Origin of the sequence: Actinotignum sanguinis (genome assembly GCF_030230305.1) — a bacterium.
Lineage (GTDB): Bacteria > Actinomycetota > Actinomycetes > Actinomycetales > Actinomycetaceae > Actinotignum > Actinotignum sanguinis.
Genome location: NZ_JASPCQ010000014.1, coordinates 25,052 through 49,229, shown reverse-complemented (window position 1 = coordinate 49,229; position 24,178 = coordinate 25,052). Strand labels below are relative to the sequence as shown.

The 24,178-nt window shown below is 58.2% G+C and carries 16 protein-coding genes; 8 read left to right on the top strand and 8 right to left on the bottom strand.

What is annotated here, in order from left to right; translation table 11 throughout:
• Positions 1-198 precede the first annotated feature (198 nt).
• Positions 199-2,601: an LPXTG cell wall anchor domain-containing protein gene (locus QP828_RS07450; RefSeq protein WP_274734468.1), complete on the top strand. Its 2,403-nt coding sequence runs from the start codon at positions 199-201 to the stop codon at positions 2,599-2,601.
• A gap of 227 nt (positions 2,602-2,828) precedes the next feature.
• On the opposite strand, the gene QP828_RS07445 is transcribed toward QP828_RS07450, so the two are convergent.
• The 3 genes from QP828_RS07445 to QP828_RS07435 all read right to left on the bottom strand — a co-directional run bounded on the left by QP828_RS07445 (position 2,829) and on the right by QP828_RS07435 (position 8,377).
• On the bottom strand, positions 2,829-3,977 hold the full coding sequence (locus QP828_RS07445; protein WP_274734467.1) for a cation diffusion facilitator family transporter: 1,149 nt from the start codon (positions 3,975-3,977) through the stop codon (positions 2,829-2,831).
• A gap of 214 nt (positions 3,978-4,191) precedes the next feature.
• Complete coding sequence (locus tag QP828_RS07440; protein WP_274734466.1) at positions 4,192-5,355, bottom strand: flagellar basal body-associated FliL family protein; 1,164 nt, start codon at positions 5,353-5,355, stop codon at positions 4,192-4,194.
• A 271-nt stretch (positions 5,356-5,626) separates the two neighbouring features.
• A complete protein-coding gene (locus QP828_RS07435; protein ID WP_274734465.1) occupies positions 5,627-8,377 on the bottom strand; it encodes an HAD-IC family P-type ATPase in 2,751 nt (916 codons plus the stop codon).
• A 208-nt stretch (positions 8,378-8,585) separates the two neighbouring features.
• Between QP828_RS07435 and QP828_RS07430 the strand changes: the two genes are divergently transcribed.
• From QP828_RS07430 to QP828_RS07415, 4 genes are all read left to right on the top strand, one after another.
• Positions 8,586-9,380 carry a hypothetical protein gene (locus QP828_RS07430; RefSeq protein WP_274734464.1) on the top strand — a complete coding sequence of 265 codons (795 nt, stop codon included), beginning with the start codon at positions 8,586-8,588 and terminating at the stop codon, positions 9,378-9,380.
• A gap of 683 nt (positions 9,381-10,063) precedes the next feature.
• Complete coding sequence (locus tag QP828_RS07425) at positions 10,064-11,836, top strand: ATP-binding cassette domain-containing protein (protein ID WP_274734463.1); 1,773 nt, start codon at positions 10,064-10,066, stop codon at positions 11,834-11,836.
• 11 nt (positions 11,837-11,847) lie between these two features.
• Entirely contained in the window at positions 11,848-12,147 is a 300-nt protein-coding gene (locus QP828_RS07420) for a type II toxin-antitoxin system RelB/DinJ family antitoxin (protein WP_126135178.1), read from the top strand.
• Positions 12,144-12,449, top strand: coding sequence for a type II toxin-antitoxin system RelE/ParE family toxin (locus QP828_RS07415; RefSeq protein WP_274734462.1), 306 nt, complete (start codon positions 12,144-12,146; stop codon positions 12,447-12,449). Before QP828_RS07420 ends, QP828_RS07415 begins: the two co-directional genes overlap by 4 nt.
• A 312-nt stretch (positions 12,450-12,761) precedes the next feature.
• On the opposite strand, the gene QP828_RS07410 is transcribed toward QP828_RS07415, so the two are convergent.
• Positions 12,762-13,535 carry a hypothetical protein gene (locus tag QP828_RS07410; RefSeq protein WP_274734461.1) on the bottom strand — a complete coding sequence of 258 codons (774 nt, stop codon included), beginning with the start codon at positions 13,533-13,535 and terminating at the stop codon, positions 12,762-12,764.
• Positions 13,536-13,634: 99 nt separating this feature from the next.
• On the opposite strand from QP828_RS07410, the gene QP828_RS07405 reads away from it, so the two are divergent.
• On the top strand, positions 13,635-14,840 hold the full coding sequence (locus QP828_RS07405; RefSeq protein WP_274734460.1) for a hypothetical protein: 1,206 nt from the start codon (positions 13,635-13,637) through the stop codon (positions 14,838-14,840).
• 11 nt (positions 14,841-14,851) lie between these two features.
• Here the strand turns inward: QP828_RS07405 and QP828_RS07400 are convergent, their stop codons facing one another.
• Positions 14,852-17,350: a DNA cytosine methyltransferase gene (locus QP828_RS07400; RefSeq protein ID WP_274734459.1), complete on the bottom strand. Its 2,499-nt coding sequence runs from the start codon at positions 17,348-17,350 to the stop codon at positions 14,852-14,854.
• A 670-nt stretch (positions 17,351-18,020) separates the two neighbouring features.
• Between QP828_RS07400 and QP828_RS07395 the strand changes: the two genes are divergently transcribed.
• On the top strand, positions 18,021-20,600 hold the full coding sequence (locus QP828_RS07395) for an AAA family ATPase (RefSeq protein WP_274734458.1): 2,580 nt from the start codon (positions 18,021-18,023) through the stop codon (positions 20,598-20,600).
• A 37-nt stretch (positions 20,601-20,637) separates the two neighbouring features.
• Here the strand turns inward: QP828_RS07395 and QP828_RS07390 are convergent, their stop codons facing one another.
• Complete coding sequence (locus tag QP828_RS07390) at positions 20,638-21,165, bottom strand: hypothetical protein (protein WP_274734457.1); 528 nt, start codon at positions 21,163-21,165, stop codon at positions 20,638-20,640.
• 42 nt (positions 21,166-21,207) lie between these two features.
• On the opposite strand from QP828_RS07390, the gene QP828_RS07385 reads away from it, so the two are divergent.
• Positions 21,208-21,618 (top strand): hypothetical protein, encoded by a 411-nt coding sequence (locus QP828_RS07385; protein ID WP_274734456.1) that lies wholly within the window; start codon positions 21,208-21,210, stop codon positions 21,616-21,618.
• Positions 21,619-21,625: 7 nt separating this feature from the next.
• On the opposite strand, the gene QP828_RS07380 is transcribed toward QP828_RS07385, so the two are convergent.
• Both QP828_RS07380 and QP828_RS07375 read right to left on the bottom strand, forming a co-directional pair.
• Complete coding sequence (locus QP828_RS07380) at positions 21,626-22,192, bottom strand: hypothetical protein (protein WP_274736489.1); 567 nt, start codon at positions 22,190-22,192, stop codon at positions 21,626-21,628.
• 159 nt (positions 22,193-22,351) lie between these two features.
• Entirely contained in the window at positions 22,352-24,178 is a 1,827-nt protein-coding gene (locus tag QP828_RS07375) for a hypothetical protein (protein ID WP_274734148.1), read from the bottom strand.

The window sequence follows — 24,178 nt, the reverse complement described above, 5'->3', positions numbered from 1 at the left end:
ATGGACCGATCTACACAACGGGACTAAATGGAACCCAACCTACTAAACCGTAACCAACACATTTTGTCCTATAGCCCTAAAATCATGGATTTTTCTCTCCAAAAAGCTAATTATTTCAGTCTTGAATATTGCTATATGATTACGGCTTATAGGACACTTAGTTTAGGTATCTCATCTACCTAGATAAGGATTGATAAAATGCTCACGCGAACCGTATCACGGTTCCTCGCGGTCATCGCCGCTTTGGCGATGGTGGTCGCGGGGTATCCATTGCGTGCCGAGGCAGCGCCACAGGCAACGTACGACTTTAGTTACAATATCAACTGGGATGCCGTGCAGAAGTTTGACATCACTGCATACAATCCGGAGAACCCCACCGAAAAGGTTGTTTTCCCGACCGATCCGGCACGTAGCTACCGTTCCACCACGTACCCCGCGGGGTGGAAGCTCAGCGGTGAAATCGTCATGAAACCGACCCGCGTTCTTATCGGAACCAGCGGTGCCTTCGAGCTCGGCTCGGACTTGACGGAAAGCGTGACCGGCATCGGTAAGGATGCCGTTGTCACGTATACGTTGAAGGACTACACCCCGACGGGGCGGATCTACCTGGGGACCAACGTCACGTTCTTTAATTACGCTACGTACCACCTCAATGGCGGTACTTGGTCGGGTGAGATTCCGACCGACCATCTGGCGCAGCGCCCCGGGTCCTATCACCAAATGTTCATTACCCCGCACGGTACCGTGCAAAAGCCAGCCGATCCCACGCGTGAGGGCTACACCTTTATCGGGTGGTCCGGAAGCAGTTCCCTCATCGGCGATCCTGCCACGGGTAGTGAAACGAAGTATTTCACGGCGGAGAACCCCTACCAGTTCGATGAAATCGACGGCAATCAGGTCGTCGGGAAACGTCGCGGCGGCATCGTCCGCCTGACCGCCGAGTGGGCGAAGCTGCCCACGCTCGAGGTGAAGAACATCGAGATCTGGGAAAATGATCCCTTCGATCCGCAAAGCATGATTGTGTCCGCGAAGGACTACAAGAACCGTGACCTTACCGATCCGGCATCGGGCGGCTCGGTGACCCACACGGGCAATTATGACGCCACCACCTACGGCACCTACCCGATCGAATTCACCGCGACCGATGAGCACGGCGGTACGGTCACGAAGACCGCCAACCTCATCGTCAAGAAGCGCTGGACCCCGCTCGTTCCCGCTCCCACGCTGGAGCTGAAGGATGTGGAGATCAAGGCCGGTGATCCCTTCACTCCGCAAGACATGGTTGTCTCCACCGCCGGTGGTGAGGCCGTGCCCAGCCCGGATAACGTGTACGATCCGAATACTCCGGGCACCTACACCCTGACCTTCACGGTCACCAACGAACAGGGCGCCAAGGTCACCAAGACGGCAACCCTCACGGTTAAGCAGCCGCTCGTTGAGCTGGTTCCGGCTCCGACTTTGGAGCTGAAGGACGTGAAGATTATCGTGGGTGACCCCTTCACTCCGCAGGACATGGTTGTCTCCACCGCCGGTGGTGAGGCCGTGCCCCGCCCGGATAACGTGTATGACGTGAACAAGCCGGGTAAGTACCCCTTGAGCTTCACGGTGACCAATGAGCAGGGTGCGAAGGTGACGAAGACCGCGACGCTCACGGTCGTGCAGCGGTGGACCGCGATTATTCCGGCCCCGCAGCTCGTGGTGAAGAACGTGGAGATCAAGGCCGGCGATCCGTTCGATCCGAAGGACATGATTGTTTCTTCGAACGGGACCGTGGTGCCCAGCCCGGATAACGTGTATGACCCGAATACTCCGGGTACGTACACGCTCACTTTCTCGGTGACGAATGAGCAAGGTATTACGACGACGAAGACGGCGACCCTCACGGTTAAGCAGCCGCTCGTTGAGCTGGTTCCGGCTCCGACTTTGGAGTTGAAGGACGTGAAGATCATCGTAGGTGACCCCTTCGATCCCAAGGATATGATCGTCGCTTCGAACGGCAACGTTGTTGCGAGCCCCTCGAACACCTTCGATACCGCCACTCCGGGCACGTACGAACTGAGCTTCTCGGTGACGAACGCGCAAGGCGTGACGACCACGAAGACTGCGACCCTCACGGTCGTGGGCCGGTGGGTGACCATCGAGGAGGTTCCCACCCTCACTCTCAAGAATGTGGAAATCACCGTGGGGGACCCCTTCGACCCGAAGGACATGGTTATTTCCGCCAGTGGAGAGGTCGTTGCCAACCCTGGCAATGTGTACGACGCTAACAAGCCGGGTACGTACACCCTGAGCTTCACCGTAACCAATGACAAGGGCGCGAAGGTTACCAAGACTGCGACCCTCACGGTCAAGGCCAAGGCTGCCCAGCCTGGCACCCCGAGTCAGCCCGGCACAGTGACCGATCCCGCCAAGATCGGCGAACCCGGCCAGGCCGGGGAAGCCAAGAAGCCTGGCAAGGTGACCAAGCAGCCCGCCAAGGTCACGAAACCTGGCCGTTCCCTCGCCCATACCGGTAGCGAAGCGGCCCTGCCCTTCGCCCTCGGTAGCGCATTCCTGCTGGCCGGTGCCGCCCTTGTGGCGACTCGCCGCAAGAAAGCATAAGGCGCCGTGCGCTCGTCAGCTGGCAAGCTAGCCCGCTAACGCACTAGCAAAAAAGTGTGGGGGCATCTCAATTGAGGTGCCCCCACACTTGTGCCTGCGGCTGCATTCGGTTGCCTCCGGTCGCGCTCGCGTTGAGCTACTCGCGGCCCGGAGCCGCCCGGGGGGGGGGGGGGGAGTCGCCCAGCGCAGCCCGCGGCCCAGCGCTACCCGTTACCTAGTTCCACTCCCTACCCGTGCGGCACATACTCACATTTGCTGTGCTCGGCCGGCTCAAGCTGGAAAGTGGAGTGCTCCACCTTGACCGGGAAATGCTCCGCGACGCACTGCTGGAGCTGGTCAAGGATCCGCGGGGCGTGCCCGTCAAAGAAACACTCATCCTCAACCACAACGTGGGCGCTCAGTACCGGCAGCCCGGTGGCGACCGTCGTCGCATGCATATCATGCACGCGAATCACATGCGGCAGATTTTCCATGTGCTGGCGTACTTCGTCCAGGTCGAGGCCCTGCGGCGTCGCCTCCATAAGCACGTTGAGCGCGGTGGACAGAATGCGCAGCGCGCGCGGAATAATAAGAATCCCGATGAGGATCGCGGCAATCGCGTCCGCGCCGCCCCACCCGGTGAAGTAGATCGACGCCGCAGCCACGATGACCGCCACCGAACCGAGCGCATCATTGCACACCTCTAGGAAGGCGGCCTTCATATTGAGGCTGGCACCGCGCCCGGTGAACAAAATCAGCATGGAGGCGATATTGCCGAGCAGGCCGATAATGCCGAAAATCAAGAGCGGCGCGGCCGGCATTTCGGGCGGGTCGGTGAGGCGTTTGATCGCTTCGATAATGACGAAAATACCTACCCCGAGAAGCAGCGTGGCCTGCAAACACGCGGAAATAATCTCTGCCCGGGCGTAGCCCCAGGTACGGCGGTTGGTGGCGGGTTTGGTGGTGAGGTGAGCGGCGACCAGCGCCATGACCAGGCCGGCGCTATCGGTGAGCATATGGCCGGCATCCACAAGGAGGGCCAGCGAGCCGAGCCAGAACGCCCCGATCACCTCAGCGATAAGAATGGAGAACGTAATACCGAGCGCCCAGGCGATGCGCCCGCGTTGCGCCCCGGCACCGTGCACATGCCCGGGCCCGTGGTCGTGCCCGCTGGCATGCTCGTGGCCGGCCGCGGGAGCTACCGCGGCGGGGGTGCGAGCCAGGCGGCAGAGGTGGTCGCCAGCGCCATCCTCGTTAAATGATTCGCCATCCTCCTCGGATGGGCCACTCTCCTCTGACGCCGGTGCAGAGGAGGTATCGGAACTGCGCTGGGCGCAGGTGCATTGCCCGCCGGCGTGGTCGCCGTGCTCGCAATGATAATAATTATTATTATGCATAACATAACCTCCTTGGGGCTCTGAGTGTACCTGTCCGGTCGAGTTTGCGGCAGGGTGCGGCCTGTGATGCGGAGCATGTACGACGACGCCTATGCGGCCACGTGCATAATACGCAGTGACATGAGCCAAGAGACAAGCACCCGGGCACTCATTCCGCAAAGGGAATCGGTGCCCGGGTGCATTGCAATGAGGTGAAATATGCCGGCGCAGGCTCCTATTGCATCGTGATATTTACTCCGCAGGAGTCCATGATGAGGATGAAGTTGAGGAGATCGTTCATGAACTTGGGGTCCTCAATTTCGCTGCCGGCCGTGATATCGCCCTTGCTGGCACGCTCGAGGACATCAATGAACTGGTCGGATAGCTTGCCTTGCGCGGCATTGCCGATGCAGGCACCGGCGTCATCGCGTTCGGGTTTACCGAAGGCCTCAGTGAAAGTCGGATCCTTAAGGAAGGAATCGAAGAGGGCCCCGATTTTTTCCGGCGGATAGGTGTAGGTCAGCCCATCCTCGCCATCTTTGCCCGCTGAGTCACCCGAATTGCCGGAGGGCGCGGGTGCGGGAGTTGTGGGCGAATCGAAAATGGGGGCCTTGCTGGTTTCCGGTGCGGCGGTGCCGTCCGGCGTGGCGGGGGCGCTGATCGAAGGAGCCGAGCTGGGATCGGGCTGCACATCATCGCTGGCCTTATCTCGGTTGAGGAAGAAAATGAGGCCAACAACCAGCGCGATCAGCGCCACTACGCCGACCCCAATTCCAACAAAAAGCCCGGTTTTGCTCTGCTTGGGCTGTTGGCCGTAGCCGGCCGGGTAACCGCCGCGCGGGCCGTTCGGGCCGCCGGCGCCGGGGTACTGATTGCCCGGACCACCCGGACCACCCGGACCACCCGGACCACCCGGCGCGCCCGGGTAGCCGGGAGCGCCGTATTGACCGCCCTGGCCGGCTCCGTATTGCCCGCCGGGGTAACCCGGACCGCCGTACTGGCCAGCCGGGCCGGAGCCATACTGCGGGGCCTGACCCGGATAATTGCCTTGCTGCGGGTAGGTACCGGGACCGCCCGGGTAGCTGGGCGCGCCGTATTGACCGGGCTGGCTTCCCTGCCCGCCACCATACTGGCCCGGACCGGGGTAGGCGCCGCTGTGAGCGGCGTAAGCCTGGGTGGGATAGTCGCCCGAAGGTGAGGTGGGCGTGGAAAAAGCTTGGGTGGGCGCACTGGTGATATCGGGTGCGCCGGTGATATCTGGAGTGTTTCCTGTGCCGGGAGCGGAGGCGGCTTCGGGCGAACTGCTCGCGCCGGGGGTGGTGTTCTCGGAGCCGTGTGGAGGGAAAGCTCGGGTGGGTTCGCCGCCCTGCGGCGAACGGGGTGCGTCTTCGTTGCTCACGATAAATCCTAACGATGCGCGGGAGCGGTGCGCGGTAACCCCGCGCGATAAACGCGCACGGTAACCGGCGAAAACGCCCCCGATGTGACAGGTGCCTGGTCACCTTCCGCACGCCACCGGACACACCGGAACGTTCGGCTACACGGGCCAAGCCACATTCATTCAATCAGAGGGCAGCCGGGAGCGGCAAGCAAATTTCGCGTTCGCCAAGCTCAGTGCCTTTCGGCCAGCAGAGAAACAACTGCTCGTTCCGCTCGTTCCGCTAGTTCTGCTACTTCGCCGCGCCTGTAGCCGCCGTAGCCGCCGTAGCCGCCGTAGCCGCCGCGCCCGTAGCCGCCGCGCGCCGCTCCGCCGTGGCCTTCTTGCGCAGTTCGGCCTGGGTGCGCTGCGCGGCCCGCTGCTCCGCGCTTTGCCACAGCCGGGCCGGCTCTCCGAAGTGCAATCCTAAGAACCACCACAGTGCCTCAATAAGCGCCGCCCCGATCAGCCCCACCAGGGTGCCCAGGGCCATAGCCCCGGAATTGGAGGAATCCAGCATGAAGATGCGCTGCGTGAACGGCCAGAGGAAAATCACCCCGTAGCCCACCAGCGGCAGCAAAATCAGCAGAATCTTCCACCAAACATAGGGCCGGGCCACCACCACGAGCACCCACGAGGAGGCAATAATCATCGTCAGAAGCGTCGCGGTGGAAACCTGAGTCGCATACGCCGAGCTAGCTGCGCCGTCGTACAACATCACGTAGGTAATAAAGGTCGCGACCCCCACAACCAGGCCCGCCGGGAAACCGAAACGCATGACGCGCTGCACGAAACCGGGGCGGGCGGCGTCGTTATTCGGCGGTAGGGAGAGGAGGAACGCCGGGATGCCGATGGTGAACCAGCCGGTGATCGTCACGTGAATCGGCACGAAGGGGTAGGGCAGCGCGAACAGCAGCACCGCGATGGCGAGCACCGCCGAATACACCGTTTTGGTGAGGAAAAGCCGGGCCACGCGTTCGATATTCCCCACCACGCGCCGGCCTTCGCCTACCACGTGCGGCAGCGACGCGAATTTATCGTCGAGCAGCACAATCTTCGCGACCGAGCGGGTGGCGGAGGTGCCCGAACCCATGCCGATGCCCAGGTCGGCGTCCTTGAGGGCGAGCACGTCATTGACGCCGTCGCCCGTCATCGCGACGGTGTGTCCCGCCCCGCGCAGTGCCGCCACCATGGCGCGCTTCTGATCCGGGGTCACCCGCCCGAACACCGCATTGTCGTTAATCGTTTCCGCGAAGCTCGCTTCCGGGATGGTGCGGGCATCCACGGGGGTGCCGACGTCGACGCCGAGCTGCGTGGTCACCGCCCCGACCGCCGCGGCATTATCACCGGAGATCACCTTGACCGCCACGCCCTGGGAATCGAAGTAGCGCAGGGTATCGGAGGCATCCGGGCGGATTTTTTGGTCGAGGAGAATAAAGGCGAGCGGCTCGATGTTACCGGGCGCGGTCGCGGCCGTGACGGGCGTATCACTGCGGGCCAGGAGCAATACGCGCTGGCCGGTGGCAGCGATGGCGGCGCCCGCCTGGCCGGCCGGACTCGCCAGGTCAAGGAGCACATCCGGGGCACCCATAATCCAATGCTGGCCATTGGTGAAACTCACCCCGGACCACTTCTTTGCCGAGGTGAAAGGCTGGCGCTCGGCCACATCCCACGGCTGGGCCGGTGCGCCGAGGGCTTCCTTAATGGCCTCCATCGAGGAGTTCGGGGCCGGATCGGCCGCCCCCAGCTGGGCCAAGGCTTCCCGTGCGGTGGCCTGAGCGCGCGCGGCGGGAGTGGCGGCGTCGTGCTGCACCGCGGTGGCGCCGGAACCGGAGCCGCTGTGCGAAGCCGTGCTGCCGGAACTGAACCCGCTGTGCGAATCCGCGCCGGGCACCAACTCGAGCCCCGCGAAACGCAAGGTATTTTCGGTGAGGGTGCCGGTTTTGTCCACGGCCACGGTATCCACGCGCGCGAGGCCTTCGATGGCGGGCAGCTCGTTGACCAGCACGTTCAGGCGGCCGAGCCGGATCACCCCCAGCGCGAAAGCGGTCGAGGTGATGAGCACCAGTCCTTCGGGGATCATCGGCACCAGCGCGCCGGTTACGGAAAGCACGATATCGCGCCACTGCGCGCCGAGGGCCGCCCAATCCAGACCTACCACGCGGATCTGCCCCCAGATGGTCAGCAGCCCGACCGGCACCAGCACCCAGGTGATGGCTTTGAGGATGCGGTCGATCCCGTTTTGCAGCTGGGAATCGACGAGCGAGAATTTCGAGGCGGCGGAGGTGAGCTTGGCGGCGTAGGCGTCGGCGCCCACGCGGGTGGCGCGGTAGCTACCCGAGCCGGAGGACACGAAGGAACCGGACATCATCGCGGCGCCGGGTTCCTTGTGGATGGAATCAGATTCGCCGGTGAGGAGGGATTCATCGACCTCGAGGTAGTCAGCTTCGGTGACGACGCCGTCCACCACGATCTGCTCGCCGGCGGCGACCACGATAATATCGCCCAGCACCACCTCCTCGCGGGCGATCTCGCGCACCTCGCCGTCGCGGCGCACCCGCGGATGCGCCTCACCGATAACGGCCAGGGAATCGAGGGTGTGCTTGGCGCGCAGCTCCTGAATAATCCCGATAATCGAGTTCGCGATAATGAGCAGGCCGAAGGCGCTATTGATCCACGATCCAGTGAGGATCACGGCAATGAACAGCACACCGAGCATGAAATTAATGCGGGTGAAAACGTTATCGCGCACAATTTGCGCGGCCGAGCGCCCCGAGCGGTCGGGGAGGGTATTCGCTTTGCCGTCCGCGGCGAGCTGGGCGGCCTGTGCGGCGCTCAGCCCGCGGGCCGGGTCGCTGGCGGGTACGTGCTCGTTGCCGGTGGTGGGGTCGGTGGCGGAGTCGGTCAGGGCGAGGGACTCGGGTTCCCGCTGCGCGCCCGGGGCGGGCGCGTGACCGGGAGCGAGCGAGTCAAGGTCCCGCTGCGCGGGTGCGGCGTCGTTCATAAAAACTGATTCTAGGCAAGGAAGCTGGACGGCGGGTGAAGATTTCTTGGGCACGGGGCGCAACGGGGCGCAACGGGGCGCAACGGGGCGTGCGGCGCGGGCACGGGCGCGGAACGGCGCGGGCACGGGCACGGGGCGCGGAACGGTGCGGGTGCGCCAGGCTGCGGCGCCCGTCACACTTACGCGCCGTGTGGCGGTAGCATGAGGTATGGCACGAAAAAATCTTTTCCGCAGCGTCGCGGGAATCTGCGCGGTTGCGGCCCTTGCTTCTTGTACTAGTACGACGACGCCGCCACCGGCGCCCAGCACCCCGGCAGTGCCGGTCGGTTCGGCAAGCTCGACTCCGGCGCCTAGCACGGCAAGTTCACCAGGCGCCGCGCAATCGGTTGCGCCACCCACTGCACCCGGTGCGGCTGGCGGGCAAGGCACGGAATCTGCAGCGGAGGACTCGGTCGCGGCGGAGGCTCTGCGGGCGGTAGATAACCTCACCGAGTTCGAGGTTCGGGTGCTGCGCACCAATAACCGTTTGGGGTTGGATGATTGGGCGTCGCGATTCAGCGTAAATGAGCTGGCGCAGCGGTATGACGGGGATAAGGTGCTGGAGTACACCATTAACGGGCAGCCTCCCAATAAGGCGAGCCTGGCACCGCTCTCGAAGGACGATATGCGCTTGCTGATTCGCAGTGCCGATTACGGTCCGGAAAATGAACGCGGGGTCGTTTCGGGGAGTTTGCGTGCGGGAACGCAGCTCCCTTCGCTGGGCACCCAACTGCTGGATACCTGCGCGCAAGATGGGACGTGGTTCATTACCGCGGGAAGCGTGGGTTACAACCGGCGCACCGGGGTGATCGAGTACGTGGATTACATGGTGGAAACCCCCGATTTCAATTCGCAAGGCACGCTTCGGGATGCCAGCGCCGGGGAAGAAAAGTCGCAGTGCCGTTCGGTGTGGGACTTCCGCTCTGTCAACGGCACGGTGCTGGACAAGCCGCCGGCGAGCTAGAGGGCGGCGTCGTTGAAAATACCGCAGCCGATGCGGCGGAGGAGCGGTATGTGTTTTCCCGACTGTACTGCATGTGTAACACAATCGCAGTACAGCTGTGACAACACATAGGGCCTCCGCTGGGGCCCGTGTGACTCCTGGGACGGCTGGGACGGATGGGGAGCCCAGCACTTTTACAGCTGAACGGCTTTTATACCTGCGTGAACGGCTCGCAGAGGGTATACGTCGTGGTTTTTACGCCCTGCCCTCCCGATTGTCACAGGTCACACTGCGAATCGCACTCTGAGACGTTTAATAGTGTTCCCTCGATTTTCAATGTCTGAGGGCTATTTTGGCTGCTAATTTTAATTCAGACTGTCAAAACTGTCCTGAGCCTATTAAAATCCGTACGCAGACTGTGAAAAATCGTATCAGACTATCAATTAAGACTGCGAAATTATGAGTCTAACTATAAGTCTGGCGTCCGCACTTTCAGTCTGCGCGCATTCCCTTAGCTAGCAAGTGGCGAGTCGTTCGCGCACCATTCGATAAGTATTGACCCACTACCCGAGCCGTCGCTACATTTACTTATGTAACCGGGGCTACATCCACACTCAAAGGAGGCCGTCGTTCCGATGACGCTGTGATCTCCACTCAGCCCAGCTGAGACGCCCGCACCACCCGCCGCGTCCAAGGAGATCACTATGCCTGCCCTCATTCTTGACGATATTTCATTTTCATATACTGCGCGTCCGCTCCTCGACCGCATTACTCTGTGCCTGACAGCCACCGACCGCGCCGTCCTCATCGGCCCAAACGGCTGCGGCAAAACCACCCTGCTGCGTATCGCCGCAGGTCACCTCAGCCCCGAGCGCGGCACGGTCACCCGCACAAACGCCAGCGCCATCCCGTGGAACCCTGTGCCGAACGACGACGCCGCCGCGACCGTCGCGCACTTTCTTGAAAGCGCCTTCGCACCCGCGCGGGAACTACTCGCCCGCTTCGAAACGCTCAGCGCGCAGCTGGGGGAGGGGCGCCCGGTCGCGGCCGAATACGACCGGCTCCTCACCGAGGTCACACGCCTGGATCTGTGGTCACTTGAGGAAAAGGTCGACGACGCTCTTGCGGGTTTGGGCCTGGCTATGTTGACCGGGAGCGGGCGCTCGCGGAAGTTGGCCACGCTCTCACCGGGCCAACGCGCGCGGCTGAATCTGGCTGTCACCCTGGTTGCCCGCCCGCAGGTGCTTATTGTGGACGAACCAACCAATCATCTCGATGCGGAGGCGAGCTCATTTCTTGCCCACGTGCTGCGTTCCTGGCCCGGCCCGGTGTTGCTGGCCAGCCACGACCGCGCTTTTATTGAGGATGTCGCCACCCTCATCGTGGATATGGACGTGCATGTGTGGGCGCAGCTAGCTCGCGCTGAAGGTGGTGGTGAGATGCGCGGGGTGTGGGAGTGCCGCGGTACCTACACGGATTATCTTGCGGCCAAGCGTGATGCTGAGCAGCGCTACCGGGCGCTCTACCTGGCCCAACAAGAAGAAAAGGCGCAGATGCGTGCGCATCGCCAGGCTTCCGGTGGTATTGCCCGCGGTGGGGCGCGCCTGGCAAGTGCGGAGGGCAAGGCGAAAAAGTTCTTCGCGGACCGCGCCCAAAGCACGGCTACCCGCCGCACCCGCCACGACGACCGCAAACTCGAAGCCCTTACCGCACGGGAGGTTCGCAAACCCCGTAGTTACACCTCTACTTTTCCGAAGTATGCCGGCGCGACCTGGCCGCAATCACCCTCGGCCCACCCAACCGCCGGCCTCGCAGTGTCTGCACGCGCGGCGGCAGTGCCCGGCCGCCTCGTCCCGGTGACGTTCGACCTTGCCCACGGCGAGCATCTGCTCGTGACCGGCGCCAATGGCAGCGGCAAATCCACTCTCCTCACCTGGATAGCCACCGGCACCCCGCCGCCAGCCGCGGCTCCGCTCGACTCTCTGCACCTCAGCGCGCCTGCTACCGCTGCGCCGCCCGCGGCCACCGCGCAGCACGCCACAGTCCAGCCTTCCGGCACTCTCTCTTGCGCCGACCCGCTCGCTTTCGTCCCGCAACGCCTCCCGCGCTGCGGTGATCCCGGCTTCACTCCCGAGGTCTGGAATTTAGGTGTTGGTGAGCTCGGTACGGGCATCCTGCACCCGTCCATGTGGGCAACCCCGATACCTCAGCTTTCGGCAGGTAATCAGCGCCGCGCCCAGCTTGCCCTCGCTCTCGCGGCCCAGCCCGCCGTCCTCGTCATCGACGAACCCACGAATTACCTCGACCTGGCTGCCATGCATGCCCTCGAAGAATCCCTGGCTCGCTGGCCGGGCACGATCATCCTCGCCACCCACGACCGCTGGCTTATCACCTACTGGCCCGGCCCGCGGCTGTGCCTCACAACCTTAGACAGTAGTAGTATGTACGTACAATGTAAGTCTGTTGGACTCACTTGAGGAAGGTGTTCATGGCGGCTTCAACATCTACAAGGATCAATTTCCGCACGGATGCGCGTACCAAGCAAGAGGCAGAAAGGCTCTTTGATGAGCTAGGTATTGATATGTCTACCGCACTGAACATGTTTCTCAAGCAGGCTGTGCGTGAGCAAGCACTTCCGATCCGTCCTGCGTTGTCATATATCCCTAACGAAACGACTCGACGCGCAATTGCGCATGCAGAGGAGATCATGAAAGGGAATATCCCCGAAGATGGTGCGGTATTCGACGATACTGAAGAAGCCATTAAGTTTTTGGATAGCTTGGTATGAGGGTCATCTTTGATAGTCAGTTTCAGAATGATCTCACACGTGTAGTGCGGCAGCAGCCACACATTCTGGAGGAAGTACGTGAGCTGGTTGCGGCCGTTAGGGAAGCGGGTGAGATTCCACCGGGATATAACCCACATGCGCTTACTAAAGCGCGAGGAACATACACGGGTTATTTCGGGCTTCACCTCCAAGAAGGAAAGTTTGACGTCATCGTTATCTATCGGCATCACCGCTCGGAATCCGTTATTCGTTTTGTTCGTATTGGATCGCACAAAGATATTTTTCAAGGCAGAGCAATTTAGGTTTTTCAAGTGGGCGTTGCGGAGAGGGCTTATTAATCTCTCAAGGCGGGAGCGGGAGCTAACGGCACGCCATCATTAGCAACTATTTTGTCTATTAGACCAAGGACCGGCCCTGGGCTCCCGCCGAAGCGGGCAGCGGAACCGGTCATGTTGCCCTAAGCGTGACAAGAAATAACGCTGAGTGAAAGATCGCGGCATATTTCACCGTCACGCTAGCCGGCGGTGTGCTCATCTTTCTCGGAGTGGCGATTTCTCTTTGTTCTCTTTGAATCTTGCATAGGTTCCATCGCACTCCCGTCGCTGCGCCGCTCTCTAATTCGGCATCGGCTTATCAATCACCCGCCCGTTGGCCGCGGTAAAGTCCCACACGACGTTGCAGGACGGCACTTCCTCCCGTGTTGACCCATCGGGCTGACGCGCCGCAATGGTGGCGCCCGGCTTCTTCATGGTGAAGTCGAAAGACTCAATCACATCGGTGTTCCGGTTGTATGCGACCCAACCCCGCGTGATAATCCACCCGTCGCCGTCCGAGCACCCCTCGAGGAGGCGAGTATCGGCTGCCGGCACCGCGGTTCCCTCGCGCACGCTCCCGTTGGATTCGCCCCTCTCGCCCGCCGGCCCAAAAGTGGCGTGCTCAATCAGGAAGCGCATATCGCTTTTCAGAACTGGGCCGCCGTCAGCGTCGTCCGGCACCCGGGTATGCACGGTATAGTCACTCGTTTCCTCACCCGAGTAGGTCACCGTAATGCGCCGTTCGCCCGTATAATAGCTGGCTTTCGGGTTCCCTTTTTCGTTGTCCCAGTGGATAATTCCCATGTCCGCGGTGGTGAGTTTGTCGACGAACTCCAGCGCCTCGCGGGCAATTACCTCGCTGGAGGCTTCGCTGCCCATGCTCTGCCCCGCCGCCGAGACGCTCGGGCTTGCAGAGTTCGCCGCGCTGCCCGCCTCTTCCTTCAAGGCCGACGACGCCGCGTCGGTCTCGCTCCGCGATCCCGCCGCGGGGCCCTGGCCACTCGCCGTGCACGCTCCGAGCAAGCACACCACACATATCCCCGCCACGCTGCGGGCCACATTCTTCCATGCCATGCTTCATCCTACCGCTGCGATGGGCCACCCAGATTCCAAATACTTAGCATAACTGTGTCCAATGCTGATAATCTAAATTGAGCCGTTCAGCAAAGGGGAGTGACTGACGTGAATGTAATGCCGAGTTTCTACGCGGGACGCTTTGATTCCTCGTTCGCAGGCGGCGTGAGGTGGTTTGATCAAAAAGTCACGTTTGGCAATATAGCCGAGGTGGCGAACGCGGTTTTGTCAACGGTAACTTTGGGAAAATTAGACGATTTTACCCGAAAAGATATTCAAAATTCGGCCTCATTCAATAATGCAATTCAGCGCGATTATGGAAAACCTTCTCTCACGGATGAGAGCGCCGCTAATGAATATGATAAATTTATAAGTCAAAATCTAAACGTGTTGGCATATTCAGGAATTTTATCTTCTGCGACGAAAAACGGTAAAAAGCGTATTTATAAAATTAGGGACCGTGAGATGCTTGAGCGAATTGCCGGGAATGAAAAGGAATCTCGTGAGTTTCTAATTGAGTACATCGAGTGGGTTCTTAAACAATTCGGCTGGTGGTCTCACGTTAAGCGGTATATCGAGAGCGAACATTCTCAAACTGATATGGATCATCTTAAGGACGCCTTTACGAATCTTGCTATTGACACGATGAAGCTAGGTTCGAGGGGGTCGGCACGGCCCGAGGTGGAGGCTGGGAGGATTTTCAATAAGGTAATCAACCTAGTTGCGTATGCCAACCTAGTTCCAGGAATCGAACGTGGTCGGGTTATGAAGACACCTCCGAGCACATTTGAACTAAGTTATAATCGCCCGAATTGGCGCGACATTGCTTCTAAAAAACCTAAACGTATGACTAGAAAAGCATACGAAGAACAACTTGAGCAAGCTGCGGCTTCGAGTATTGTTGAGAGTGTTATGACATCAGCCATGCGGAAAGTGAAAAATTATCAGCAGGGAGTATCGGAAGTTCCAGACTCGACAGGGGTTAAAGCAACCCATATACACCATATGTTCCCGAAGCATGCATTCCCCGACCTTGCCGATATGTTAGAGAATTTAATTGCGCTAACTCCGGGGCAGCACCTTGGCATTGCGCATCCTGACGGCAATACGCAGAAAATCGATCTTGTTTTCCAGAGAACTTGCCTCAACCAGAAGTTGGAATCAATCAAAAAAAGTATTGACGCGGACGAAGATATATACTCATATGAAAACTTCGCTACGGTCCTCCAAATTGGCTGGGGAATTGATAGAGTTGAACCAACTTATTCTTCCTTGCGCCAGGCAATCGTTGAGCATTTAGCGTAAATTTACGAGAATTAGTTGGTTGTATCTTCCACTTTTGGAACGGCCCACCAATACGCCAGGCAGCTGTCGATATTGATCGATCTCGTCGAGTAGTTGCATGCAATTCGATAAAAAGATTCGAATTGTTTCGTACCTGCGAAGGCGACGAACGCAGAGCTTTCCTTGCTTGTTAAATCTCCGTATAGTACGGCGCAACTTCCTTCAGGAACGGAATGCCGAATTTTCTCAATTTTAACAGCACGTGGTTTGTAGGATAAATTAGGGGCAAGGAATTTTGAGGATCCGGGTAGGGATGTAACACTAGCTATAACTGATTCTGCAATTTCGGTCGGAACCAAGTAATCGCGTGCATCTGTGACAATTGTCCCGTTTGACTTGAGATTTCGACCGCGGATAACGCGCACTCCTTCCGGTGAGGCCATTTTGCGGCTCACTTTTCGATCCCGCCACACTTTCAGTTTTCCTACATTGACACGGGAAAGTTGTGCGTCGAATTCTTCAGTGCGGTATATTACCCAAGTCGGAAAAGTGTCGTCGAAGATATAATTAGAATCCACGAAATGAACTTGCTTTAGGGGCCATGACTTAACTTCGGTTACATCATTAGTGGGGGAATTGCTTCGATTGTCGTTGACTATGATTCCAATGGTCTCTACTTTTACATCAGGGAATGTATGCTCTCCAAAATCTAGAAGGTTGTTGATGGTTGCAACGCGCATGATCGATGATCGTACGTCGCTATAATATGCAGCATGGAGAAGCGCCTTTGGCATTACGAACGCGACCAAAGACGCTTCGCTCATCCCTTTTTTAAGGAAGCGAACCGATAGTTCGCTATCTTTATTCCAGTTATTATTCGTATCTTTTGGACGTCGTCCAAAAGGAGGGTTGCCAAGTATGAGATGGTAACGCTCTTTCGTGGAGTATGAAAGGTAATTCACATGTTTTACATCTATCTTTTGGAGGTTTGAGTGACCGGTTAATGTGTCTCGGAGGTAATCGGCCATTTCTTTCTCGATCTCGATAGCCGTGACCGATATTTTATTAAACGCGGCAAAAGAATTTAATACCGCTATAAATACACCGCTCCCAGCTGAAGGTTCCAGAACGTGAAATGTGTCTTTGGGATTAAGATTTACTTGTTCTAGTGCACGTTTCGTGATTGCGAAAGCCACTAGGGGCTCGGTGTAATACGCCGCATAAGTTTTTTTGCGAGATAATGGAACATTGTAATACGCTCTTTTCTGACTTTCTGTAGTCCAGTCTGAAGAATTTGAGCGGCATGGTCTCGCCGCGGAGAATCGCAAGTGTTGAGTTAAGTGAATGCGCACATGTTGGGCGACTGACTGTGTAACCGGTACGGGGACGGCTTCGCCAAGGCATTGCCTGATGTTTACCGCATGTGTTCGTAAACGAGAATTGTCACGGAGTTTCGAATCTTTTTCTTGATCTTCATACCAAATAAAGTCGTCTCGTACACCCATCATGCGCATGAGTTCCCTAATGCTAAATACGCGATCATCTACCGGGTGGATGGTGTTTTGGCTGGCGAGAATATCGTTTCGCGTGTGGACGCACGGAGGAACCGAGCTCCACGGTACCCGCCTGTATTTATCTCCATTTTTTCTTACATTTGGAACGATTTTGCCGTCGACCAAACGGTGAGGCCGTTTCATCGGGTCGATGTTATCAAACGCAGATTCCCCTTCTTTGAGGTCGCGGATCCAGTTTCGCATACGCTTTTCGTAAGGGCGAAAAGAGTGCAGGATGTCGGAGCTTGAGCATTCTCCCATTACGTTTAAGGGCTGTAGGTCCCCGATTAAGTCACGCAGAGGTATTGCTGTTTTCTTATCTGGAAATAGGTCCAAAGGAGTAACCCAGGTTACATCGTTTCTTACGCCGATTGTGAGTGAGCGTTTCCTGCTGGAGGGTGAGCCGAAATCACTCAACTGTAGCACTCGTGAGTAGTATTCGTAGTTCGCCCCGAGCTCTTTATTTATCTCTTCCCCAATGGGCCGATTGTGGCCGTCTAAGCCGGTGCATGTGGTTTTCATGAAAGCTGGAACGTTTTCAAATAGAAAAACGAGCGGACGGACCCGTCTGATCATTTCTATGGAACGTACAACGAGCGAATTGCGCCTGAGTTCATCGCCCTTTTTGTGATTAGCCACCGACATGCCCTGGCAGGGGGGGGTGGCCATGATTACGGTGATTGGCTGCCGGTGTTCCTTTTCGTAGTCTTCTGCTAGTTTTAGGACTGAGTTAAAAGGGCCTGGGAGAAGTAAATCACCGCAGATGAGACGATGCGGTTCTGCAATATCGTTTATGCGTTGAACTTCAATTCGTCGGGAGATGAGTTCGGCTGATGCAACACAGAAAAAACCCTCGTCGTGGAATCCTAAGTCGCCGATACCGCCAGAACTGAAAAGGCTTATGTACGAGTTTGAGGGTTCTACCGAGTTCATAGGAGTCATTCTATAGGAGATGAAGGAAAAAATGAAAGAACTCATGCAGAATGTCCTTCATAGATGTTCGCGCACGTCAGTCAAATTTACCGCAGTTTCATTCGCTGCTCCGACTGCGGAGACTTACGCAGATTGATGCTTCTATGTGTTGTCAGGAGGTAAGTGTGGTTTTCTCGGCCCACATATGCTTGATCAAGGGACGAGACGCCAGCTGTCAAGCGCAAGTTAAATCTGCATGCTTAGCGCAATACGAATCGCACTCCTAACGCAAGGAAAAATGCACACCCGGCACAACCAAAACTGCACACCCTCACCGAACAGGCAATCTCGCTCGGCACCCAAGCGTCTCTACCGTGACCACCACTCAAAGCGCGCCACAGATCTGCCGGCGCTGTCCTGTACCTAGCGGGCCAATACAGGGCCGTGCAGGCGTAAATCACGGGGCTGGGAACCTCCAATTCTTCTCGGTTGGACTACGCTCAATCTCCTCTAACAGCGGCTCGGGTGTGTCCAGGCGTGGTGTTGGTCAAAGGCTCGGTTGATGATCTCGATGCAGATGGGGCATTCCAGGATAGAGAACATGGTGCCGTAGCGGTCTCTAACGGTGTTGGGTATGTGAAACATTGATATTGTAAGAGATATAGAGAGCACGCAGTTGGTACAAGACCGACTTGAACCGTTCAACTATATTTGTGGCGACACGAGAGGGGCTCGCATGACGGCCTATGAGGACGTGGTGGATTGGGCATCGGAGATACCGTGGTGGCAACAGAGGATTTTAGCTCGGATTGATGCCGGAGAGGTGCTTGATGAGCGTGATTATGAGGAAATTGCGCGGGAGTTGGTTGATGAAGAGTTTGATCCGTCGCAGAGTGATGAAGAGTTTGATCCGTCACAGAGTAACGGGTGGTTACCGGAGTACGCAGGTCGAAAAGAGATAATCGATGAGTCGGTCCGCTTAGTCGCAGTGCGATATCTCAAAAACGTTAACCGTCTCGCCCCTAACCAAGAGCTCACATTTGAGCCGGACGGTCTTACGGTCATATTTGGAAATAATGGTAGTGGGAAGTCTGGTTATGCTCGAGTGATTCGGTCAATGGTTCGAGCACGATACCGCACTGAGATTTTGCCGAATGTGTTTGACGAGGACTCGGGGCCGCAGTCAGGCCAGGTGGTATTCATGGTCGGCACGGCCGAGCGTGAGGCACAGCTCGGCCAACAACCTGACCGTGACCTTGCCCGTGTAGCTTTTTACGATGCGCGCTGTGGAGATACCTATTTGACTTCTGAAGCTAAAATTTCGTACCGCCCTAGGGCGGTGCAACTATTGGAAGAACTCGCATCTGTTTGTTCGGGTGTACGCCGGGTTATTGACAAATGGAGGCGAGAAGTAAGGAGCCCGGGCTTGCTGCCTCAAGTGAATGCACAAAGCGCTGGAGCAAAGTTCCTCAATGAGCTTTCGGCCGATACGGGTATTGATGAAATCAAAACAGTGACTTTGTGCCCGGCTGATATTACCGAGCAGCTTGAGAAACAAGCGGACAACGTTGTCCAGATACGTGCGAGTAATCCCGGCTCGGAGAAACGTCGCCTAAGTGAAGAGGCTGATGCTTTCAAAATACTCTCTGATCATTTGGACATGCTCAATCAGCAAGTTGGTGAAAAAGCTCAAACGGAGCTAGAGAAGCTAGTAGAGCAACTTACGACTGCGCAGAAAGCTTCCGATCTTGCGTCTTGTGGAACTTTCGCCGATGAACCATTGCCTGAAGTTGGCTCTGATGTATGGAAAGCACTATGGCGAGCTGCGGAATCTTACTCGAAGCTCGTCTATCCTGATCATGAATTCCCGCATACTGGCGAGGGGGCAGTTTGTGTTTTATGTCAGCAGCCACTTGGTGTTGACGCTACTGATCGGTTCGAAAGATTCCAAAGGTTTGTTATTGATGCGGCGGCACTAAAACTGGACGAGTCGCAGCGGCAAATTAATAGCTTTTACGAGTGTCTTGAGGAAGTGAATTTCGAACCTCCTGACGTGTCCAGGGCTATTGTGACGCTGAAGCAGGATAAAGAGTTTGATCAGGGGTCATTCAGTATGATTTTGGAGGCATTAAAAGAACGAAAATCTGCGTTGTTTAAAGGGGAAAAATCAGAATCCGTCGATGTTATGACCACGGTTACCTCTTTGCGTGAAAAGGCTGAGCTGCGTCGTCAACGAGCTGACAACCTTGATGTTGAGGGTTTTAAAAAACTACTGGGCGAGGCGGAGGCCGAGGAACAACGTTTGCGTGATCAGATAGCGATGCGTGATGGGCGTGATCTCATTGAGCAGGAAGTTGCGAGGCTGAGGAGAGCTGCTGCCCTCGAGAAGAAGTATCCGGAGACTAGCACTCGGTCGATCACCGATAAGGTAGCTCAATTAACTCGCGCGTATGTGACTAAAGAAGTAAGTGAGTGCTTCGTTAGGGAGGCTGCTAGGTTCGGCATTGAACAAGTGGCTTTCACGACCAGGGGGCATGAAGGCGTTCTGCTCCATAAACCGGTTTTTGTGAACGCTCGCAAAGATTCGAAGCTAGAGAACGTTCTCTCCGAAGGGGAACAGACGGCGCTGGGTTTCGCGGGTTTCCTCACTGAGGCACACTTTGACATAAGTAAATCGGCATTAGTCTTCGACGATCCCGTTTCTTCTCTCGATCACATGAATCGTGAGTTGGTTGCCGAGGCAATTGTTGAGTTGGCTAGAGACCGACAAGTGATTGTGTTTACTCATGACATCGCATTCACCGCGTGTCTTTATAAAGCTGCTGGTGAATTAAAGGTTCCGTTTGGTACGCGAGGTGTCGAACGGCGACGGAAAATGGGGCCGGGGTATACGACGGACCACCATCCTTGGTCTGCAAAAAACGCGGGTCAACGCATAAATACGTTGCGACAGGAGATCGCTCGCTTACGTGAAATTGAGGAGGGTATGCAACAAAGCGAGTATTTGCGTGAAGTCGAGAGCATCGCCGGGCATATGTCTCAGACGTGGGAGCGAATTATTAGCCAAGTCATAGCTGAGCCTTTGGTGGACTACAGGTCTTTAGAAGTTCGGGTTAGAAATCTGAGACTTGTCGGCAGAATAACGGAGGCGGATGTGGAAAATTATGATAATTCCTATAGTCGCATCTCTAAATGGGCGTCGCGCCACGACCCGCATCCAGAATTAAACTATGTTGCACCAACTGTTGACGAGTTGAGTGCCGAGATTGACGTGATGGCAGATTGGTTGAAGAGGTTGAAGAAGTATCAGTCCTAGGCTGTTGCTCGTCTAGGAGGAAAACTTTGTGTAATAGTTAGGTACTCTTACTAGTCGGATGCCGCTGAGCTAAGTAGGTGCTGAAGAAGACCGCGAAGGCGAGGAGCCAGAGCCAGGCTAGGGCGGAGTACCAGTTGAGGCCGCCGAAGAGCCTGATACGGGGCAACTCGGTCGCGATGATGAACGAGAGGCCGAAGAACGCACCGTAGACGGCATCCAAGGCATAACCCCACGGGCTCCGCACGCCACGCGCCCGGCGCAGCGCTGCCGCAGCCTTGGTGAGGAGCACGCTCACCGCAAAGTAAACGAGGGTGGAAGTCCAGAACATCCACATCTCCACCTCTGGATTGCCAGTGGCCCAGAACAGCAGCATCGCCGCGGCCAGCCCGGAGACGATCACGATGAGTAGCGTGGCGCCCTTGCGATAGCGGTACGCCCTCTCGGCGGATTTCGCACGGTTCTTGGATGCGTGTGCGAAGCCTGCGGTTGCTTGCGCAGAATCGGCTGGCGATTGCGTGGGATCTGCGGGTACCTGCCCAGATTCTTGTGTGGCGTCCTCGTTCATAGGATAATTATGACCGATATTCAACGGCGAGGGGAACGCTCTATGGCAGACGCACCACAGCACAGGCAGCTGGATAAAAGAGTTCTCGCCGGCAAGATCACTAGCTGGGCGATCATCCTCGTGGTGGGCCTCGGGCTTGCGCTTGTGGTGGTTAGCGTTGCTGGCCGGCATTCCTTCCCGCTATGGAGCTTCGTCGTCGTACTTATTCTTTTTAGCATCGCCAGTTATTGGATGACGCGCGCGGTGGGGCAAACGCCGCGGCGCCTCGGGTACTTCCTCGACGCCGGCTACGGAATCATCGCCGGGCTGTCCTTCCTGGTGTTTCAATACGCGTACGAGTCGATTCGGTGGCCGTCGTTCCTGCTGGTGGTGTGGATGCTGGTGACCTCCATGGGGTGCACCGCGTATATCGACAAACGGCATCCGGCCGCGCAACCCGCCCCGGAGGCTTAGCGCTCGCCTAGCGCGCTTTGCGGGCCGCGGCGAGCTCGGTAATACGCGCCTGCAGATGTGCGAGGCGTTCCAGGCTAGCGGCGGGAACAGTCCCCAAATATTCGTGGGCCCACTGATAAAACTGATCGGCCCCGCGCAGGAGGCCGTGCAGGAAAGAGAACGGCTCGGCCGGGTAGCGTTGGCCGCGCAGCTCGAAGATGAGCAGCTGCCCGCTGCGGGAGAGGGAAAAATCCGCGGTTTCCTCGCTGAAATCACCGCGCCCCGCGCCGGTATCGAGACAGCTCTCCACCGCATCCAGCATGCTCTGCCAGAACAGCGCGATATGCGTCCAGGCTTCGCGCGGCATGAGCTGTTGGCCGTTGAGCACCACGGAAATCCAGCCTTCCCCGGCGAACTTGCACGCTTCGTGCTGGCGGCGCCAACATTGGGCGGCTGCGCGCGGTTCGCGCGCGAGGGAGACCACGTAGGAATCCGGCTGGTCGGCTAATTCGCGCGGATCCACGATGGTGGTTTCGCGCAGCACGAAAGTTTCGACGTTGAGATGGCTTGGGACTGGCCACTTTGTTTCGGTCACGCGCCCTCGCTGAACCTCGATATGTGAAGACCGGCCCTGACCCACTCCGCGAGACGGGTGGGCGGGCCGGTACTGGTGAATAAACTCTAGCAATACCGCGGCAAAGGCTCAATGCTGCGGCCAAAGTTCATGAGCGCAAAAGCGCAAGAGCTCTGGATACTACTTCACCCGCAACGCGTAATAGACCGGCTCCGAATCAGGGGTGGCGAAGTCGATACCGATGAATCCATAGCCGGGCACGGCGTCGATGAGGGTGGCACGAACCGACCAGACTGGCTCCTCGCCCTGGTTCAAGTCGAAAGCGAAAGTAACATCACGCGAGTCCGCCCGGTAGCCGGACACCACGATGCCGTTGCCCAGCGGAAGGAAATTTAAACTGGTGCTCGCCACCGGCAGCTCACGCGCCTGCCCGCCAGCCACAAGCGCCGTGGTAGTCCCGGACGTCGCGGATAGATACCCCAGACCACCCGGGGTGCAGGCCGACATCTCCACGTGATAGTTCCCGGAGGTCATCTCCGCGCTCTGGCCCAGCAGCGTTTCCAGAACCTCACGTAGCTGCGCGGTGCTCGCCTGCGGAGCCGCGCAATGAGCTGCCCGCACCCGCACGTTCGAGGGCAAGGCAGACCAGGAGTTCATCTTCCCATCCAGGGTGAATGCCGCATCAACTTCCGGGAAGAACCAGCCGTCCGTCGCTGTGATAACAGGGGTGAAACTGAGCCGGGTATCCGTCGCAACCCCGGAACCGCGCGTACGACCCGCGGCGTCGAAAACCGTCCACTCAATATTTTTGTCGTTGCGCGCAAGATAGAGAACTTCCCCGTTCGGGGTGACGTGGAATTCTCCGTAACTCGCCGGAAGGGTTACCTCCGTGAGCACCGCGCCATCCGTGGGGGAAAGCCAGGAGAAACGTTCCTCACGGCCATCAGCCTCGGAGAGCAGCACCCCCGGCGCGAAGCTCTGCGCCTCCGCACCGCTTTCCCAGATCACGCTGCCATCCGCAGCCGCGCGCAGGGTGGCGGGCACCTCTGAAATATACGAGCTGGCGTAGGGGGTCGTCCACGTATTCGGCGCGCACCACATATTCGCGGTATCCCCCGCCGGGGAACACATAATCGCACCGGGCAGGGTGTAGCGCAGCTGCCCGGTTTCCGTGTCATAAAAACCGGTGGAATCCGCCTCCGCATCGTAGGTCCCGAAGACGTGCCCCGCCGGGATAGCAAAAGTCGAACTAGCGGTTGGGGGCATAGCGCCTTCCGTGCGCACCGCCTGCGCGTCAGCTAAATTCTGCGGAACGGGTGCGTAAGCGGCAAGCGGCTGCGCGCCGGATTCCGGAGCCACGGCCGCGGCGCTGCTATCAGGCCGGCTGTCGGACTCCGCGCCCTGCGCGCTCTCCACCTCGGCCGGCGGCGGATCACTGACCTCATCGTCCATATCCGAGAGGAAGAACCCGGCTGGGAAACACACAAAAACAATAAGAATCCACCAGAAAAGAGCGTGATCCTTCTTTTTCTTGGGCGCTTCAGGCGGCGGTGCCGTATTGACCCGCGTTGCACCGGCGGGCTGCTGCGCATTCGCGCTCGCGGGATAAGGGAGCGGCGGGACGGTTGGGAACAGCTGCGCCGAACTCGCGTAACCCCGGCCGGCTTCCCGTTGGACGCGCGCGCGTTCCTCCGCGTGCGCGCGTTCCTGGGCTTGCCGGCGCCGGTCGCGTTTTCTGCGTTTCTCATACTCTGCCCGCATCGCCCGCTCATCACGCGGATGCGGCTTCGCGCGCGAACCAGCATGCGCCCGCGCCGCCCCCGGGTGTCGCTCGTTTTTCGGCTCCCCGAAAGCCGACCCCGCACTGGCGCGCGGCTGGCTTTCCGAAAACGCCGAGCGGTGCGTGCGGGTCTGCCACTCGGCTAGGTCCTGGGCGCGTTTACGTTGGCGGCGGCGTTTGAACCAGCCGCGTGCGCCGTCGTCGTCACTAAAAGCTGAACCACGCAT